Below are 18,697 nucleotides of genomic sequence, written 5' to 3'. Positions count from 1 at the left end.
CCCGGGTCCCCGCCGCACCACACCCCCCAACACCCCCGTCAACGCCTCTCCACCTCCCCCGGAAGAAGGTGTCCGTCCACCATGTCCAGACTCCGTACCAGAGTCGTCGCGGTGCTCGCCGCGGTCGGCCTGGCCGTCACCGCGGCGCCGGCCCCACCGGCCCTGGCCGCCGGCGGCCCGAACCTCGCCGCCGGCCGCACCGCCACCGCCAGCAGCGTCAACGGCCCCTACGTCGCGGCCAACCTCACCGACGGCAACCAGGGCAGCTACTGGGAGAGCAGCGGCACGCTGCCCCAGTGGGCCCAGGTCGACCTCGGCACCAGCCGCGCCGTCGACCAGGTGGTGCTCAAGCTGCCGGCCGCCTGGGAGGCGCGCAGCCAGACGCTGTCCGTGCAGGCCAGCGCCGACGGCAGCGGCTTCGCCACGGTCGTCGCGTCCGCCGCCCGGTCGTTCAGCCCGGCCGCCGGAAACACCGTGACGCTCGGCTTCTCCGCCACCGACGCCCGCTACCTGCGGGTCGTGATCACCGCGAACACCGGCTGGGCCGCCGCCCAACTCGCCGAGCTGGAGGTCTACGGCACCGCCTCCTCGTCGACCAACCTGGCGCTCGGTAAGACCATGACCGAGAGCGGCCACTCCGACGTGTACGCCGCCGGCAACGCCAACGACGGCAACGCGGCCACCTACTGGGAGAGCCCGAACAACGCGTTCCCGCAGTGGATCCAGGCCGACCTGGGCGCCGCCACCAGCGTCAACCGGCTGGTGCTGCGGCTGCCCACCGGCTGGGGCGCGCGCAACCAGACGCTGACCGTGCAGGGCAGCACCACCGGCTCCTCGTTCGGCACCCTGGTCGGGTCCGCGTCGTACGCGTTCGACCCCGCCGCCGGCAACACGGTCACCGTCACCGTGCCCACCGCGTCCACCCGCTACCTGCGGCTGCTGTTCACCGCGAACAGCGCCTGGCCCGCCGGGCAGCTCTCCGAGCTGGAGATATACGGCCCGGCGACCGGGGACACCCAGGCGCCGACCGCGCCGGGGAGCCTGGCGTTCACCGAGCCGGCCACCGACCAGGTCCGGCTCACCTGGACCGCGTCCAGCGACAACGTCGGCGTCACCGGCTACGACGTCTACGCCAACGGCGTGCTGCGCACCAGCGTCGGCGGCACCACGCTCACCTGGACCGACACCCAGCCGGCCGGGACCACCGTGTCCTACCACGTGCGGGCCCGGGACGCCGCCGGCAACGTGTCGGCGAACAGCAACACGGTCACCCGCGCCGGCAACACCGGCGACACGACCGCGCCCACCGCGCCCGCCAACCTCGCCTACACCCAGCCGGCGAGCGGGCAGATCCGGCTGACCTGGACCGCGTCGACCGACAACGTCGGCGTCAGCGGCTACGAGGTCTACGCCAACGGGTCGCTGCGCACCACCGTGAGCGGCTCCACGCTCACCTGGACCGACAGCCAGCCGGACAGCGCCACCGTCTCCTACCACGTGCGGGCCCGCGACGCGGCCGGGAACGTGTCGGCGAACAGCAACACGGTCACCCGTACCGGCAGCACCACCGGCGGCACCAACCTGGCGGTCGGCAAGCCGGCCACCGCCTCGTCCGTGGTGCACGTGTTCAACGCCGCCAACGCCGTCGACAACGACGTCACCACCTACTGGGAGGGTGCGCCGGGCACGTACCCGAGCACGCTCACCGTCGCGCTGGGCGCCAACGCGAGCATCAGCGCGGTCGTGGTGAAGCTCAACCCGGACCCGGCCTGGGGCGCGCGCACCCAGACGTTCCAGGTGCTCGGCCGGGAGCAGTCCGCCTCCGGGTTCACCAGCCTGGTCGCCTCCGCCACCTACTCCTTCAACCCCAACAGCAGCAACACCGTGACCGTCCCGGTCTCGGCCACCGCCGCGGACGTCCGGCTCCAGTTCACCGCGAACTCCGGCTCGTCCAACGGCCAGGTCGCGGAGTTCCAGGTGATCGGCGTCCCGGCACCCAACCCGGATCTCACCGTCACCGCCCTGACCGCCTCTCCGTCCGCCCCGGTGGAGACCGACGCGATCACCCTGTCGGCCACCGTGCGCAACGCCGGCAGCGCGGCGTCCGTCGCCACCAACGTCAACCTCTACCTGGGTACGACGAAGGTCGGCACCGCCGCCGTCGGCGCGCTCGCGGCCGGCGCGTCGAGCACCGTCTCGGCGAGCATCGGCGCGCGCAACGCCGGCAGCTACCAGCTCACCGCGAAGGTCGACGAGTCGAACGCGGTGATCGAGCAGAACGAGGCGAACAACTCCTGGACCAACCCGACCGCGTTGACGGTCAGCCCGGTGGCCAGCTCCGACCTGGTCGCGTCCGCGGTGACCTGGTCGCCGGGGACGCCGGCCGCCGGCGCCACGGTCAGCTTCGCGGTGACGCTGCGCAACCAGGGCACGATCGCCTCGGCGAGCGGGTCGCACGGCATCACGCTCACCGTGCTCAACGACTCGGGCTCCGTGGTCCGCACGCTGACCGGCGCGTACTCCGGCACGATCGCCGCCGGGGCCACCGCCGGTCCGGTGTCGCTCGGCACCTGGACCGCCGCCAACGGCCGGTACACCGTCCGGGTGGTGCTCGCCGACGACGCCAACGAGCTGCCGGTGAAGCGGCAGAACAACACCAGCGACCGCGCGCTGTTCGTCGGTCGCGGGGCCGACCTGGGCTACGACATGTACGAGGCCGAGGACGGCTCGGTCGGCGGCGGCGCGCAGGTGATCGGCCCCAACCGCACGATCGGGGACCTGGCCGGCGAGGCGTCCGGCCGGCGGGCGGTCACCCTCAACACCACCGGCGCGTACGTCGAGTGGACCACCAGGTCGGCCGCGAACGCCCTGGTCACCCGCTTCTCCATCCCGGACGCCGCGGGCGGCGGCGGGATCGACTCGACGTTGAACGTCTACGTCAACGGGGTGCTGCACAAGCCGATCAGCCTCACCTCGAAGCACATCTGGCTCTACGGCGCCGAGGCCGGCCCGAGCGACTCGCCGAGCGCGGGCGCACCCCGGCACCTGTACGACGAGGCGAACGTGCTGCTCAACTCCACCGTCCCGGCGGGCAGCCGGATCCGGCTCCAGAAGGACCCGGCGAACAGCACCACGTACGCGATCGACTTCGTCAACACCGAGCTGGTGTCGCCCCGGGCCAACCCGGACCCGACGCGCTACAAGGTGCCGACCGGGTTCAGCCACGCCGACGTGCAGAACGCGCTCGACGCGGTCCGGATGGACACCACCGGCACACTGGTCGGCGTCTACCTGCCCGCCGGCACCTACGAGACCGCACAGAAGCTCCAGGTGTACGGCAAGGCGGTGAAGGTCGTCGGAGCGGGCATGTGGTACACCCGCTTCCAGACCCCGACGAACCAGCAGAACACCGACGCGGGCTTCCGGGTGGAGTCCTCGGCCAGCGGGGCGACCTTCTCCCACCTCGCCTTCTTCGGCAACTACACCAACCGGATCGACGGTCCGGGCAAGGTGTGGGGCGAGCTGAAGGACGTGGACAACCTCACGTTGGACAGCGTCTGGGTCGAGCACACCGTCTGCGCCTACTGGGGGGTGAGCGTGGACGGGCTGACCATCCGGGACAGCCGGTTCCGCAACACCTTCGCCGACGCGGTGAACATGACCAACGGCAGCACCAACGCCCTGGTCACCAACTCGGAGGGCCGCTCCAACGGCGATGACGCGTTCGCGTTGTTCTCCGCCACCGACCAGGGCGGTTCCGGCGGCAACCACGGCAACGTGTTCGAGAACCTGACCGCGACGCTGACCTGGCGGGCGGCCGGCATCGCCGTGTACGGCGGCTACGACAATGTGTTCCGCAACCTCTACATCGCCGACCAGCTGACGTACTCGGGCATCACCATCAGCTCGCTGGACTTCGGCTACCCGTTCGTCGGGTTCGGCGCCAGCCCGCCCACCCGGTTCGAGAACATCTCGCTGATCCGTTCGGGCGGGCACTTCTGGGGCGCGCAGACGTTCCCGGCGATGTGGCTGTTCTCCGCGTCCAAGGAGTTCCGCGGCATCCGGGTGAGCGACGTGGACATCGTCGATCCGACGTACTCGGGGATCATGTTCCAGACCAAGTACACCGGCAGCCAGCCGGAGAACCCGATCACCGACACCGTGCTGACCAACGTCTCGATCTCCGGGGCGCGGCGCAGCGGTGACGCGTTCGACGCCAAGTCCGGCTTCGGCATCTGGGTCAACGAGATGCCCGAGGCCGGTCAGGGCCCCGCGGTCGGCGCGGCCACCTTCACCAACCTGCGCCTGACCGACAACGCCCAGGACATCAAGAACACCACCAGCACATTCACCATCACCCGCAACTGACCACGCCGACCAAGGGCCGCCGGGGAGACACCTCCCCGGCGGCCCCGCCACGCCCGCCCCCCTTCCCGCGATCTTGCACTTTCGGCTCGTGGAATGCCGGACTGCGCCCGGTATCGGGGGTGTGCAACTGCAAGATCGGGGGGTGTGAGGTCTGCTCAGTGGGGGAGGGCGGTGGCGAGGCGGCGGACCGCCTCGTCCATCAGGGCCGGTGGGGCGGCGGCGTAGGTGAGGCGCAGGTGCGGGGCCGGGGGTTCGGCGGCGTGCCAGGGGCGGCCGGGGAAGACGGTGACGCCCGCCGCGGCGGCGGCCGTGGTCACCGCGACGTCGTCGGTGCCGTCGGGCAGCCGGACCCACAGGTGCAGGCCACCCCGGGGCACGTCGCGTGGGGCCAGCGACGGCAGGTGCCGGTCCAGGGCCGCGAGCAGCGCCTCGCGGCGGGCCCGCAGCTCGGTGCGCAGCGCACGACGGTGCCGGTCCCAGGCCGGCGCGGTGAGGAACTCCAGCGCGGCCTGTTGCAGCGGCCCGGCGACGAAGAGGTCGTCGAGCAGGCGGGCGGCACGCAGCCGGGCGCCGGCCGGACCGCGCGCGCCCAGCGCGGCGATGCGCAAGCCGGGCGCGACCGGCTTGGTCAGCGACCGCAGGTAGACGACGTGCCCGTCCGGGTCGTCGGCGGCCAGCGGGGGCGGCGCCTCGCCGTCGATGGTCAGGTCGCGGGCGTAGTCGTCCTCGACGAGGAACGCGCCCGCGTCGCGGACCGCCTCGGCGACCGCGGCGCGCCGCGCGGGTGCCAGGGTCGCGCCGTGCGGGTTGGCGTGCAGCGGCTGGCAGTAGAACAACCGGGCGCCGGTGCGGGCGAACGCGGCGGCGAGCTGGTCGGGGCGTACCCCGTCCGAGTCGGCGGGCACCGGCACCACCCGCAGCCCGGCGGCGCGCGCGGCGGCGAGCGCGCCCAGGTAGGTGGGGGACTCGACCAGCAGGGTGTCGCCGGGCGTGCTGAGCGCCCGGAGGGTGGAGGAGAGCGCGGCCTGCCCGCCGGGGCAGATCACCATGTCCTCGGCGCGCAGGCCGCCGCCGGCCGCACGGGCGAACCAGGCCCGCAGGTCGGCGCGCCCCTCCACCGGGCCGCGTTGCCACGCCGCGGGTTGCCGGGCGGCGCGGGCGAGCGCGGCACCGAGCGCGGCGGCGGGTTGGAGGTCAGGGTCGAGGTAGCCACCGGTCAGCGCGAGGGTCCCGGCGGGCGGCAACGCCAGGAGCGCCTGCATCTCCTCCTCGCCGGCCGGCCGCGACCCCAGCGCCACGGTCTGCCAGGACAGGTCCGCGCGGGGCGGATCGGCGCGCCGGGCGGCGACGAACGAGCCGCGACCGGAGCGGGTCTCCACCAGCCCGTCCGCGACCAGTCGCCGGGTCGCCTCGGCGACGGTCACCGGGGAGACGCGGTGGTGGGCGGTCAGTTCCCGCACCGAGGGCAGTTGCGCGCCGGGAGCGCTCGCCGTCACCAGCCCCCGCAGGTGCTGGACGACCCGGTCGATAGCGCTACCATCATTCATGACAAGACAGAGTAGCGCTACCGTGCCCGCGACGGTAACGGTCAGACCGGGCGCCGGGGTCGCCCTCGGCGCGCTGGGCGTGCTCGCGTTCAGCATGTCGCTGCCGACCACCCGCGTCGCCGTGCACGAACTGGACCCGTGGTTCGTCGCGTTCGGACGGGCCGTCGGCGCGGCGCTGCTCGCCGGGGCGTACCTGTGGTTGACCGGCGCCCCGTGGCCCGGTCGCCGCCAGTGGCGTCGACTGTCGGTCGTCGCGCTCGGCGTCGTGGTCGGCTTCCCGCTGTTCACCTCGCTCGCCCTGACCACGCAGACCTCCGCGCACGGCGCGGTCGTGGTCACCGTGCTGCCCGCGATGACGGCGACGTTCGCGGTGCTCCGGGCCGGTGAACGTCCGCCGCTCCTGTTCTGGCTGGCCAGCGCCGCCGGGCTGGCGCTGGTGCTCGCGTTCCTCGCCACCGGCGGCGCGATGCGCGGCGCGTTGTCCCCGGCCGACCTGTTCCTGCTCGCCGCCGTGGTGCTCTGCGGCCTCGGGTACGCCGAGGGCGGCGTGCTGGCCCGGGAACTCGGCGGCGCCCGCACGATCTGCTGGGCGTTGCTGCTCTCGCTGCCGGTCACCGCGCCGGTCACGGCGGTGGCCGCGATCGCCGACCGGCCGCAGGCCGGCGTCGCGGCCTGGTCTGCGTTCGGCTACCTCACCGTGGTTTCGATGTTCCTCGGGTTCTTCGCCTGGTACGCCGGACTGGCCCGGGGCGGCATCGCCTCGGTCGGTCAGATCCAGCTCGCCCAGCCGGTGCTCACGCTGCTCTGGTCGGCACTGCTGCTCGGCGAGGCGGTCACGGCCGGCGCGGTCGTCGCGGCCGGGGCGGTGCTGGCCTGCGTCGTGCTCATCCAGCGCACCCGAGGCGCCGCGACGCCACACCCGTCCCCCGCACGGGTCGTCCGGGACTGACACCCCCCTCGCCGGCCGGCCCGATCGGGATCGGACCGGCCGGCGAGGCTATCCGACCTCGGTGCACAGGCCGGCGTAGCGGTCCAGGTAGAGCGGCCAGCCCCGGTCGTCGGCGACGCCGTCGCGAACCGACTCCCAGCCCGGACCGTGCCGGTCCAGGTTGCGGTGCTCCAACTCGACCCGGGTCCGCTGCGGCGTCTCGGCGACGAACCGGATCTCGACCTCGCTGGCGTGGTCCGGATCCTGGTCGACCTGCCACGTCGGACCGATGTCCCAGCTGAACACGACCCGGTCCGGCGGCTCGAAGACGAGGACCCGGGCCCAGGCGCACGCGCTGCCGTCCTCGCCGCGGTCGTAGATGTGTCCACCGACCTTCGGTTCGAACACGGTCTCCACGATCGGCGACCCCAGCAGGTTGTGCTCCTTCGGCTTGATGTCACCGAACCGTTCCGTGAAGATCGCGAACGCCCGCTCGACCGGCGCGTGGACCACGATCTGCCGCCGCACCACCGCATCCGTGCCACTCATGATTCCTCCTCGTCGGGACGCTCGACGGCGTCCCGGAAGCCCTCCAACGCCCGACTCCAGTAGGTGTCGAGCTGATCCCGTAACGCGGCCACGCCCGCGGGATTGAGCCGGTAGACGCGCCGCGTGCCCGCCGTCTGGTCGGTCACCAGACCGGCGTCCTTCAGTACCCGCAGGTGCTGCGACACGGCCGGCCGGCTGACCGGCAGCAGCGCGGCCAGTTCGCCGACCGCCTTCGGTCGCTCCGCGAGGCACGCGACGATCGCCCGCCGGGTCGGGTCGCCCAGGGCGTCCCACCCGTCCTCCACCCGGTAAGTCACCACGAACGGTAAGCTACGACTTACCATCGGGCTCGTCAAGTGGTTCGCCGCGGGTCCACCCCCGGAGCACGCGGTGCAAAAAACCTGCAAACGATATCTCTTGCCCTCGGCGAAAGCGCTTTCATACGATCGCGTTACATCGATGTTTCATAGGCGAGCCGGGCATCGCAGATGAACGACAGCCGCCGGCGACGCGCCTGATCGCGTCGCGGCTCCCATTGTTTCCTTTCCCTGAATGCCGCCGTTGCGCGGCAATTCCCGCATGCTCGAAACGAGAAGAGGCGACATGAGAAGACCAGTCGCGCTGCGACTCCACGCGACACTGGCGACGGCGATCGTCGGGATCGCCGTCGCCGTGGCCCTGCCGAGCCCGCAGGCGTCGGCGGCGGTCGGCGCCGCCACCGGCTACGCCACCCAGAACGGTGGCACGACCGGCGGCGCGGGAGGCCAGACCGTCCGCGCCACCACGGGCACCGCGATCCACGCGGCGCTGTGCGGCCGGGCCAGCAGCAGCACCCCGATCGTCATCGAGGTCACCGGAACGATCAACCACGGCAACACCAGCAAGGTGTCCGGGTCGAGCTGCAACACCGCCGACGGCGTGATCGAGCTGAAGCAGATCAGCAACGTCACCATCGTCGGGGTGGGCAGCGGCGCCGTCTTCGACCAGCTCGGCATCCACATCCGCGACTCCCGCAACATCATCATCCAGAACGTGACGGTGCGGAACGTCAAGAAGTCGGGATCGCCCACCTCCAACGGTGGTGACGCCATCGGCATGGAGAGCACGGTCCGCAACGTCTGGGTCGACCACGTCACGCTGGAGGCGTCGGGCGGGGAGTCGGAGGGCTACGACGGCCTGTTCGACATGAAGGACGACACCCAGTACGTGACGTTGTCCTACAGCATCCTGCGCAACTCCGGCCGCGGCGGTCTCATCGGGTCGAGCGAGAGCGACCGCTCGAACGGCTTCGTCACGTTCGAGCACAACCTCTACGAGAACATCGACTCCCGTACGCCGTTGCTGCGCGGCGGCGTCGCCCACATGTTCAACAACCACTACACCGGCCTGCGCGAGTCCGGCATCAACTCCCGCGCCGGGGCCCGGGCGAAGGTGGAGAACAACTACTTCCGCAACTCCAAGGACGTCCTGGGCACGTTCTACACCAACGAGCGCGGCAGCTGGCAGGTCGCCGGCAACATCTTCGACAACGTGACCTGGTCGGCCACCGGCAACGAGAACTACCCGGCGGGGCCGAACCCGACGTCCACCACCACGGTCGGCATCCCCTACTCGTACCGTCTCGACGGGGCGAGCTGCGTGCCGGACATCGTCCGGCAGACGGCCGGCGCCAACACCGGCCTGAAGGTGTCGAACGGCAGTTGCTCGCCGCAGACGCCGACGCCGACCACCCCGGCCCCGACCACGCCCGCGCCGACGACCCCGCCGCCGACGACCACCCCGCCCCCGAGCGGCGGAACGAACCTGAGCCTCGCCTCCGGCGCCGGCGCCGACGGGTCCAGCAAGGCCGACGGCACCAGCTACGGCAACGTCCGCGACGGCAACCTCGGCACGTACTGGTCGCCGGCCGGGTCGACCGGCACCGTCTCGATCAAGTGGGGCTCGGCCACCACGGTGTCCCGCGTGGTCATCCGTGAGCCGTCCGGCACCTCGGGTTCGATCGGGTCGTGGCAGCTGGTCAACAACGACACCGGCGCGGTGCTCGCCTCCGGCAGCGGGGCCGGCCAGATCACCTTCGGCGCGACCTCACTGAAGAAGATCAACTTCAGGATCAACAGCTCCGGCGGTACGCCGAGAGTCGGCGAGTTCGAGACGTACGCCAGTTAGTCCGGCGCGACGAGCGGGGGCGGCCGATCCGGCCGCCCCCGCCCTTTGTCCTGTCCCCTGTCAGAGGGTGAGCACGACGGTGGAGATGCTCCGCGCGCCGACGTTCACCGTGACCTGGTTGCCGTTCACGCCGACCGGCTGGCTCGCCGCGCTGGCGTTCTGCGACGTGGCCACGTACTCGGCGCGGCTGACGTTCTGCGGCGCCTGGACGACCGCGTTGTTCACCGCGCTGGTGGACCGGTTGAGGATCACCAGGGTCACCTTCCCGTCGCCGGAGTAGGCGGTCACCTCCAGGGGCGACGCCTTGGAACTCTTGGTCAGGCCCACCCGCTGGTAGCCGGGGCGCACGTACTTGGCGTACTGGGCGAACGCGTACCCCCGCTTGAGCGGCGCGCCGGCCACCGTGCCGTACGCGGACTCGCCGTCACCGATGAACGAGTAGTAGCGCTTGCCGTACCACCAGACGTAGGCGCTCCAGTTGGACTCCATCGACCTGTGCACGGTGCGCATGATGTCGTCCAGCGTCTCGTTCCAGACCGTGGCGTTGGCCGGGTTGCCCCAGATGTTCGAGCCGCCGCCGTCGGCCTCGTGCAGGTTCCACTCGGTCATCCAGACCGGCTTCTGGTACTGCTGCGCCAGCGGGTAGGGCTTCAGCCGGCCGGCGGCCTCGGTGCCGTAGAGGTGGCCGCCGATGTAGCCGATGTTGTTGCGGGCCGCCGCGTCGTTGAGCGTCGGGTCGGTGTAGCCGTAGTTGAGGTTCACCGCCTCGGCGACCATCAGCTTGGTGTTCTGCACCTTGGCGCCCTGCTCCCGGACGAACGTCTGGAGTTCGGTGCCACTCCAGTCCATCGAGTCGTAGTCCGGGTGCCAGTCCGGCTCGTTCTGCACCGAGGTGACGTCGATCGTCACGCCCTGGTTGCGCATGTACTGCACGTAGCTGTTGAGGTGGTTGGCGTAGTCGTCGTAGTACTCGGGCCTCAGCTTGCCGCCGTTGATCCGGCTGTTGTTCGTCTTCCAGGCCGCCGGCGCCGTCCACGGCGACGCCATGATCTTCACGTTCGACCCGTACGACTTGGCCGTCCTCAGCGCGCTCACCTGCGTCGCCCACTCGCTGGACACCGGCGAGAGCCCGGTGCGCACGATGGACAGACCGAGCTGGTTGGGGCCGAGCCCGACCAGCGTCTGCGTCTCGGCCGTGGACCAGGCGCCGCCCCAGATCGACACCGCCGCCCCGAACCCGTCGACCGTCTGGTAGGTCGTGCCGGTGTTCACCGTGATGTCCGCCGGCCCGCCCGGCGGCGGCGTGGACGGCGACGACGTCGGCGTCGGCGACGGCGGGGGTGAGGTGGTGGGTGATGTGGTCGGGGTGGTGGTGCCGCCGGTGCAGGTGACGCCGTTGAGGGCGAAGGTGGTGGGGGTGGGGTTGCTGCTGGTCCAGGCGCCGTTGAAGCCGAACGAGGTGGTGCCGTTGGTGGGGATGGAGCCGTTGTAGGCGACGTTGCGGGCGGTGACGGCGGCGCCGTTCTGGGTGACGGTGGCGTTCCAGGCCTGGGTGACGGTCTGGCCGGCGGCGTAGGACCAGGTGAGCGTCCAGCTCGACACGGGGTCGCCGAGGTTGGTGATGGTGACGTTGGCGCCGAAGCCGCCCTGCCACTGCGAGGACACGGCGTAGGTCACGGAACAGCCGGCGGCTGCCGCCCCGGCCGGCACCGCCACCGCCGCGGCGGCCGACGCCAGTAGGACGGTCCCGGCCGTGACCAGTGCGGTACGAGGTGCGCTGAGTCTTCTCATCGGATCTCTCCCGAACCGTCAGCGTTGGAGGGTGAGCAGGCCGGGGCGGTAGGGCAGCAGGCCGTAGTCGCCGCCGGAGTTGGTGGCGCGGCCCTGGTAGAGCAGTTGCAGGTTGCAGGGGTCGACGGTGAAGGTCTGGTCGGCGCTGGTACGGATCAGCTCGCCGTGGCTGATGTCGTTGGTCCAGGTGGCGCCGCTGTTGGCCTTGCCGGCGAACGGGTTGCTCTCGGTCGCCGCCTGCGGGGTCCAGGAGCCGTTGAGGCTGGTCGCGGTGAAGGAGCGGAAGTAGCGGCCCTGCGCCCCGATCGCCTCGACGATCATCAGGTAGCGGGTCTGGCCCTGCAGTTTGTAGACCTGGACGGCTTCGAAGAGGTTGTTCGTCGAGTCGCTCATGATCGTGGTGTAGGTCGAGCCGAAGCTGCCGGGGAAGTTCCCGATCGGCATGCTGGCCCGGTAGATCTTGCCGTTGTCACCGGCGAAGAACAGGTACATGTTCTGCTCGTCGGCGATCAGCGTCTGGTCGATCGGGCCGGTGCCGGAGCCGGAGATGCTGCCGGTGAACAGCGGCTGCGCCGACGACCAGCCGTTGGGGTTGGTCGGGTCGCTCGAGGTCTTGTAGGAGAACGCGGTCGGACCCCACTGGTAGGCCAGGACCCAGATGCTGCGCGGAGCGAAGTAGAACAACGTCGGCGCGACGGTGCCCTGCGACATGGCGTTCTGACTCGCCGAGGCCATCTCCGACCAGTTGCTGAACAACCCGAAGTTCATCGACCCCCACGACGACCCGTAGTCGTGCGTCGTCGCGTAGACCAGATGCCGACCGTTGTACGGAGCGACCGTGAAGTCCTTCAACGACACCCAACCCGACCGCGGGTTCGCCAACGGACCGGTCGAACTCCAGCGGTAACTCGACGGCAGGTTGCACGTGCCGGGTGGCGTCGTCGTCGGCGTCGGCGAGGCGGTCGGCGAGGTGGTGGGTGATGTGGTCGGGGTGGTGGTGCCGCCGGTGCAGGTGACGCCGTTGAGGGCGAAGCTGGTGGGGGTGGGGTTGCTGCTGGTCCAGGCGCCGTTGAAGCCGAACGAGGTGGTGCCGTTGGTGGGGATGGAGCCGTTGTAGGCGACGTTGCGGGCGGTGACGGCGGCGCCGTTCTGGGTGACGGTGGCGTTCCAGGCCTGGGTGACGGTCTGGCCGGCGGCGTAGGACCAGGTGAGCGTCCAGCTCGACACGGGGTCGCCGAGGTTGGTGATGGTGACGTTGGCGCCGAAGCCGCCCTGCCACTGGGACGGGACGGTGTAGGCCACGGAGCAGCCGGCGGCGGCCGCGCCGGCCGGCAGTGCCACGGCGATTCCCGTGGACGCGAGCAGCACGGCGCCGGCTGACGCCACTGCGGCATTGACCGTTCTCGATCGGGGCATGATGGACCCTCCTGTGGTGGTGGCGGCTCCACGCATTCGTCGGGGTAATTGTGTTGTGAGCGTTAACAGCCGCGTTCGCCCATGCTACGGGAGCGCTCCCATCGGCTCAATGGGTGAACGTCGATGACATGACGTCGATCGATGCGTGCGGTCAGGAGGTGGCGCAGGGGGTGGTGTCAACCGCGCAGCTCTCCGGGCCGTCGTGCAGAGGGTCGGGATCGCGGACGTCGAAGCGGATGGTGGTCGAACCGCCGGCCGGCAGCGCGTCGCCGGTGAACGTGACCACGGCGCCGTCCTGCGCCGCCTCGGCACCGCTGACCGAGCCCAGCGTGGCGCCGTCGCCGAGCGCCACGGTCACCGTCCACTGCGGCCGGGCCGTCGGGCCGGGGTTGGCCAGCACCACCTCGCCCCGGTAGCCGAAGACCCGGTCGTTGACCGTCTCGTACGTCGCGGTCAGCGGGATCACGGCCGGTGGCGCAGGGCTCGGCGTACGGCTGGGGGAGCGGGACGCGGACGGCGACGGTGAGGGACTCCGGCGGCTGGCGCTCGGCGTGGGTCGGGCGCTCGTGGGGCGCGCGGCGGCGGCGGTGGGGGAGGGCATGACCAGCGGCGGCGCGGACACCGCGGGCGCGGCCGGCGCGGGAGGCGTGGGCCGCACCGCCCACAGCACCGCCCCGGCGACGCCGGCGAGCACCGTCACCACGCCGGCGGCCACCAGCGTGCGACGTCGCCGGGACCGGCCCGACGCCTCGCCCAGCAGCCGGACCACCGGCAGCTCGGCGGTCAGCCCGCCCTCGGCCCGGCGCAGGTCGACAGCCTGAAAGGCGAGCCAGTCGAGGATCGCCGGCAGACGCCCGGTCAGCGCCTGCTCGTGCTGCTCGGCGCGGGCGTCGGCGTCCCAGTCGCCCTCCTCCAGCACCTCGCGCACGGAGAGGCGGGTGCCGTGCGCGGTGGCGGTCAGATCGCAGGCCAGGCGGGTGGCCCGGTCGGCCTCCCGGCAGCGGACCACCAGCCGTTCCGGGGTCCGCAGCTCGACCACCTCCACCTCGGTGTCGGCGTCGTAACCGGGCAGCGCCGCGGACGCCAGCACCCAGCGGTCGGCCTGCGGGGTGCTCTCGACGAACCACTTGGCCAGCAGCGCCTGTTCCGTCAGCGCCCGCCAGATCCGGGCGGGCGGGTGGAACAGGTCGACCTCGGTGGCGATCTCGATCACGCGGAGACTCTAGGGCCTGAGTCAAGAACGTGTCAGGTCACTCCGACCTGCCGTCGTGCCAGCGCGCCCGCCAGGCGGCCTCGCTCTCCTCCGCGCTGATCTTCTCCTGGTGGACCGTGCGCCGCAGCGCGGCCCGGGCGTCGGCGAACACCACCAGTTCGACCGCGACCAGGGCCACGCAGATCACGGTGAGCAGACCCAGCGCCCCCAGTGCCGGCAGGTGCCGACCGAAGGGCAGCGCGACCGCGAGCGCGGCCAGCGCGCCGACCCGGGTCCAGGACAGGGTCCGCAGCGTGCGCCACTGGAACGCCATGTTCGCGGCGAAGTAGATCATCACCCCGCCGAAGAGCAGCGGCACCGCCGGCCCGTGACCCCGCTCCATGCTGCCGCCCACCGGGTCGGTGACGGTCCGCACCAGCTCCTCGGCGCCGATCGCGAACAGGATCACCCCGGCGATCATGGGCAGGTAGAGGTAGGCGTACGCGTCGCGGGCCATCGCCACCCGGGGGTGGCCCTGCGCCGCGTGCAACGCGATCCGGGCGGCCGGCCCGATCATGTCGAAGTGCGCCCACCAGAGCGCCGCGACGAACAGGATCCCGAAGATCGCCGCCGGGATGGCCGGCCAGGTCACCGCCTTGCCGAGCAGGTTGCCGCCGACACCGACCGAGATGACCGACTCACCCAGCGCGATGATCAGGATCAGGTCGTACCGCTCGGTCCAGTGCTCGGCGGAGGTGATCTTCCAGCCGTCGGTGCCGGCCAGCAGGCCGCTGCTGTACTGGATGACCACGACCGCGATCCAGAGTCCGTCGCGCAGCCAGGGTCCGACCTCCGGGTCGACCCGCGGCGGCAGCAGCGCTGCCACCAGCAGCAGGGAGGTCGAGAGCAGCACCTCCGGCGCGAACACCCACACCTTGCGCCGCGCCGGTGGGTCGCCCCGGGTGGCGTACCAGTAGAGCGCCGTGTGCACGATCCGGATCACCACGTAGCTGACCGTCACCAGCATCGGGCCGGCGCTGCCCTGACGCAGGTCGCCGAAGGTCTGGGGCAGCGCCAGCGCGAACGTGAACAACGCGACCATGCCGATCACCATGAGGATCGGCACGAAGCCCTCGCCCAGACGCAGCCGGGCGGCGACCGCGCTGTGCACCACCCAGCACCACCAGAGCACGGCGAGTACCAGCAGCGCGTGCAGCAGTTCCCGCACGGTCACGTTCGCCGCGGTGGCGCGCGTGATGATGAAGAAGGACACGACGAAGACGAGGTCGAAGAAGATCTCGAACTTGTCCACCCGGGTGGCCGGGGCGACGCGGGCCGCGGGCCCGAGCCCCTTGCGCCACCGGTCGCCGCCACCCACCGGCCGAGTGTGTCAGCGCAGGTCAGACGGCGTGCCGGAATCGCCACGCATTCCCTCGTCCGCCACCGGGGCGGCTGGGGCGTGGCTCAGCCGGTCGCCGGGGTGGCGTGGGCGAGGACGGTGGACAGCACGGCGCGCAGCGGTTCGTCCGGGTGCTCGATCCACTGCTGGGCGGCGACGCGCAGGGTGGCCAGGAACGTGGCGCCCAGGACCCGGGCCCGCAGCGGCGCGTCCGGACCGGTGAGCCGGCGGGCGATCTCCGCGGACAGCTCCCGCTCGATCGCCGCGTACGCGCCGACCTGGTGGGCGACCAGGCTCGGATGCCCGTGCAGCAGCCGTCGGCGGCTCAGCCACGGCTCGGCCGGATCGTCGTAGCCCTCGTCCGCCTGGGCCAGGGCGGCCTCGGTCAGCGCCCGCCAGGGCGGCAGGTCGGTCGGCTGCCGCGCGACCAGTTCGAGCAGCCGGCGCAGTCGCAGCGTGTCGCCGTGGAAGAGCGCCTCCTCCTTGCCGGAGAAGTAGTTGGAGAACGTGCGCCGGGAGACGTTGGCCGCGTCGGCGATGGCCTCGACCGTGACCCGGTCCGGGCCGTGCTCGACGGCCAGGCGCAGGGCCGCCTCGTGCAGCGCCAGGCGGGTCGCCGCCTTCTTGCGCTCGCGCAGCCCGGTGCACTCGTCCATGGCGGCCAGCGTACGTGATCCTTTTCTCAATGGGCAAAGTTGCCTGTTGGGCAAGATTTGTTGATGATTGCTTGAGGCAACGAAGCGGCCCCCCGAATCGACACACCTGGAGGACGCGCGATGAGCGCACCCACCGCGACGGCCGAGGCCGCGCCCATGAGCCGGCGGCAGACGCTGGAGGCACTCAGCGGGCTGCTGCTGGTGCTCTTCGTGGCCATGCTGAGCAGCACCGTGGTCTCCACCGCCCTGCCGAAGATCATCGGAGCGCTCAACGGCTCGCAGACCCAGTACACCTGGGTGGTCACCGCCACCCTGCTCACCGCCACCGCGACCACCCCGATCTGGGGCAAGCTCGCCGACCTGTTCAACAAGAAGCTGCTGATCCAGGTCGCCATCGTGGTCTTCCTGGCCGGCTCGGTCGCCGCCGGCTTCGCGCAGAGCGCCGGGCAGCTCATCGCCGCCCGCGCCTTCCAGGGCATCGGCGTCGGCGGACTTCAGGCGCTGGTCCAGGTCGCCATCGCGGCGATGATCCCGCCGCGCGAGCGGGGCCGCTACAACGGCTACCTCGGTGGCGTGATGGCGCTCGCCACGGTCGGCGGGCCGCTGCTCGGCGGCCTCATCGTCGACACCTCCTGGCTCGGCTGGCGCTGGTGCTTCTTCGTCGGCGTGCCGGTCGCGATCATCGCGCTGTTCCTGCTCCAGGTCACCCTGAACCTGCCCACCGTGCGCCGGCGGAACGTGAAGATCGACTACCTGGGCGCCACCCTCATCGCGGCCGGGGTCAGCGTGCTGCTGATCTGGATCTCCTTCGTCGACGACTCGTTCGCCTGGCTCTCCTGGCAGACCGGCGCCATGGTCGGCGGGGCGGCGCTGCTGCTCGCGCTGGCCGTGTGGGTGGAGTCGCGGGCCGCCGAGCCGGTGGTGCCGCTGCACATCGTCCGCGAGCGCACCACCGCCCTGGCCATCCTCGGCAGCCTCGCGGTCGGCATGGCGATGTTCGGCGGCGCGGTCTTCCTCGGTCAGTACTTCCAGATCGGCCGCGGCTACAGCCCGACCGAGGCCGGCCTGCTCACCATCCCGATGATGGCCGGCGTGCTGATCTCCTCGATCGTGGCCGGACGGATGATCACCACGTCCGGTCGGATCAAGCCGTACATCGTCTTCGGCTCGATCGTGCTGGTCGCCGGCTTCGCGCTGCTCGGCACCGTCGACCACGAGACCTCGCTGGTCCTGGTCGGGGTCGCCATGTTCGTCGTCGGCGTCGGGGTCGGCATGACCATGCAGAACCTGGTGCTCGCGGTGCAGAACACCGTCGCGCTCTCCGACATCGGCGCGGCCAGCGCCAGCGTCGCCTTCTTCCGCTCGCTCGGCGGCACCATCGGCGTGTCGGTGCTCGGCGCGGTGCTGGCCCGGCGGGTCAGCGACCGGATCACCCACGACCTCGCCGCCGCCGGCATCCCCACCACCGGCGGGGGCGGCGGCAGCACGCTCAACCTCGACGCGCTGCCCGAGCCGGTACGGCAGATCGTCCGGGCCGCCTACGGGGACGCGACCGGGCACATCTTCCTCATCTCGGCCGCCATCGCGGTCGTCGGCGTCGTGGCGGCGCTGTTGCTGCGCCCGGTTACCCTTCGCTCCAGCCTCGACCTGCCGGACACCGGCCGCACCGTGGCGGTGGGCGCGGACGCGGTCGACGGTGCGCCCGCCTTCGACGAGGTGAGCATCGAGCCGGGCGGCCGGGAGGAACGCGCCCGTCGCTGAGCCCGCAACCCAGGGCCGTCGCCGACCCCGGCGGCGGCCCTGGCCCGTGCCGCAGGGCACCGAAGGAGGAGCCGTGGACGTCCCGTCGACCGCGCCCGCGCGGGCCGCCGCCCTGCGTCGGGCGGCCCGCGAGCTGACGCTGGTCGCCGTGCTCTTCCTCGCCTACAAGGCGGGCCGGCAGCTGGTGGCCGGGCACGCCGCCGCCGCGCGGGCCAACGGCGAGCGGATCTGGTGGCTGGAGCGACTGCTGCACCTGCCCGACGAGGCCGTCGTGCAGGCGCCGCTGCTGCTGCACGAGCTGCCGGTCCGCCTGGCCAACTCCTACTACGCCTACGTGCACTTCCCGGCCACGGTGCTCTGCCTGCTCTGGCTCTACCTACGTCGGCCGGCCCACTACCTGCGGCTGCGGCGGGCCCTCGCCGCGCTGACCGCCGCGGCGCTGGTGCTGCACGTCTGCGTGCCGCTCGCGCCGCCGCGGCTGACCACGCTCACCGGCCTGGTGGACACCGGCCGCCGGTTCGGCCCGACCGTCTACGGGCCACCCGACACCGACCAGCTCAGCAACCAGTACGCGGCCATGCCGTCGCTGCACGTGGGCTGGTCGCTGGCGGTCGCGCTGGCCCTGGTGGCGGTCACCGCCGGGCGGTGGCGCTGGCTCTGGCTGGCCCACCCGCTGATCACCGCGTTCGTGGTCGTCGGCACCGGCAACCACTACTGGCTGGACGGGGTGGTCGCGGTGGCCCTGCTCGCGCTGATCCTGGCCGTGCTGCCCCGGCCCGCCGCGACGCCCCCGCCCCCGGCCCCGCCCGCCGGCCCGTCGCGCCCGCACGTGGTCCCACCGCCGCGCCGCCCCGGCCGTCGCCGGAACACGAAGGTCCCGGCGACGGCCGACGTGCGGCTGCGGCCACCCGGTCGGATCTGACC

Annotated in this window: 13 protein-coding genes; 5 read left to right on the top strand and 8 right to left on the bottom strand. The window is 71.9% G+C overall.

The genetic code is table 11. The annotated features are described in order from the left end of the window. Nucleotides 1-81 precede the first annotated feature (81 nt). Nucleotides 82-4,368 (top strand): galactose-binding domain-containing protein, encoded by a 4,287-nt coding sequence (locus GA0070622_RS19530; RefSeq protein WP_091575041.1) that lies wholly within the window; start codon nucleotides 82-84, stop codon nucleotides 4,366-4,368. Nucleotides 4,369-4,523: 155 nt separating this feature from the next. Here the strand turns inward: GA0070622_RS19530 and GA0070622_RS19525 are convergent, their stop codons facing one another. Beyond that, nucleotides 4,524-5,915, bottom strand: a complete 1,392-nt coding sequence (locus GA0070622_RS19525; RefSeq protein ID WP_091575037.1) for an aminotransferase-like domain-containing protein — start codon at nucleotides 5,913-5,915, stop codon at nucleotides 4,524-4,526. A gap of 22 nt (nucleotides 5,916-5,937) precedes the next feature. Here GA0070622_RS19525 and GA0070622_RS19520 point away from each other — a divergent pair, with 22 nt between their 5' ends. Next, complete coding sequence (locus tag GA0070622_RS19520) at nucleotides 5,938-6,864, top strand: DMT family transporter (protein ID WP_245666427.1); 927 nt, start codon at nucleotides 5,938-5,940, stop codon at nucleotides 6,862-6,864. Between the two features lie 48 nt (nucleotides 6,865-6,912). On the opposite strand, the gene GA0070622_RS19515 is transcribed toward GA0070622_RS19520, so the two are convergent. Beyond that, on the bottom strand, nucleotides 6,913-7,392 hold the full coding sequence (locus tag GA0070622_RS19515) for an SRPBCC family protein (protein WP_091575031.1): 480 nt from the start codon (nucleotides 7,390-7,392) through the stop codon (nucleotides 6,913-6,915). Continuing rightward, nucleotides 7,389-7,736, bottom strand: coding sequence for an ArsR/SmtB family transcription factor (locus tag GA0070622_RS19510; RefSeq protein WP_091575028.1), 348 nt, complete (start codon nucleotides 7,734-7,736; stop codon nucleotides 7,389-7,391). The genes GA0070622_RS19515 and GA0070622_RS19510 overlap by 4 nt, the downstream gene beginning before the upstream one ends. A gap of 259 nt (nucleotides 7,737-7,995) precedes the next feature. On the opposite strand from GA0070622_RS19510, the gene GA0070622_RS19505 reads away from it, so the two are divergent. Further along, the gene (locus tag GA0070622_RS19505) at nucleotides 7,996-9,558 is read left to right on the top strand and encodes a pectate lyase family protein (RefSeq protein WP_091575024.1); all 1,563 of its coding nucleotides are present in this window, start codon (nucleotides 7,996-7,998) and stop codon (nucleotides 9,556-9,558) included. A 60-nt stretch (nucleotides 9,559-9,618) separates the two neighbouring features. Here GA0070622_RS19505 and GA0070622_RS19500 read toward each other — a convergent pair whose 3' ends face one another. From GA0070622_RS19500 to GA0070622_RS19480, 5 genes are all read right to left on the bottom strand, one after another. Further along, entirely contained in the window at nucleotides 9,619-11,349 is a 1,731-nt protein-coding gene (locus GA0070622_RS19500) for a cellulose binding domain-containing protein (RefSeq protein WP_091575022.1), read from the bottom strand. 18 nt (nucleotides 11,350-11,367) lie between these two features. After that, entirely contained in the window at nucleotides 11,368-12,765 is a 1,398-nt protein-coding gene (locus GA0070622_RS19495) for a non-reducing end alpha-L-arabinofuranosidase family hydrolase (RefSeq protein ID WP_091575019.1), read from the bottom strand. 151 nt (nucleotides 12,766-12,916) lie between these two features. Further along, nucleotides 12,917-13,978 carry an SRPBCC domain-containing protein gene (locus GA0070622_RS19490; RefSeq protein WP_091575015.1) on the bottom strand — a complete coding sequence of 354 codons (1,062 nt, stop codon included), beginning with the start codon at nucleotides 13,976-13,978 and terminating at the stop codon, nucleotides 12,917-12,919. A 37-nt stretch (nucleotides 13,979-14,015) separates the two neighbouring features. Then, nucleotides 14,016-15,335 carry a low temperature requirement protein A gene (locus tag GA0070622_RS19485; RefSeq protein ID WP_091575012.1) on the bottom strand — a complete coding sequence of 440 codons (1,320 nt, stop codon included), beginning with the start codon at nucleotides 15,333-15,335 and terminating at the stop codon, nucleotides 14,016-14,018. An 86-nt stretch (nucleotides 15,336-15,421) separates the two neighbouring features. Then, nucleotides 15,422-16,012, bottom strand: coding sequence for a TetR/AcrR family transcriptional regulator (locus GA0070622_RS19480; protein WP_091575009.1), 591 nt, complete (start codon nucleotides 16,010-16,012; stop codon nucleotides 15,422-15,424). Nucleotides 16,013-16,132: 120 nt separating this feature from the next. Here GA0070622_RS19480 and GA0070622_RS19475 point away from each other — a divergent pair, with 120 nt between their 5' ends. Continuing rightward, on the top strand, nucleotides 16,133-17,773 hold the full coding sequence (locus GA0070622_RS19475) for an MDR family MFS transporter (RefSeq protein ID WP_091575005.1): 1,641 nt from the start codon (nucleotides 16,133-16,135) through the stop codon (nucleotides 17,771-17,773). A gap of 73 nt (nucleotides 17,774-17,846) precedes the next feature. Next, nucleotides 17,847-18,695, top strand: a complete 849-nt coding sequence (locus tag GA0070622_RS19470) for a phosphatase PAP2 family protein (RefSeq protein ID WP_091575002.1) — start codon at nucleotides 17,847-17,849, stop codon at nucleotides 18,693-18,695. Nucleotides 18,696-18,697: the final 2 nt, after the last annotated feature.

The organism is Micromonospora sediminicola (assembly GCF_900089585.1).
Lineage (GTDB): Bacteria > Actinomycetota > Actinomycetes > Mycobacteriales > Micromonosporaceae > Micromonospora > Micromonospora sediminicola.
This window is presented reverse-complemented; position numbering and strand designations above follow the sequence as displayed.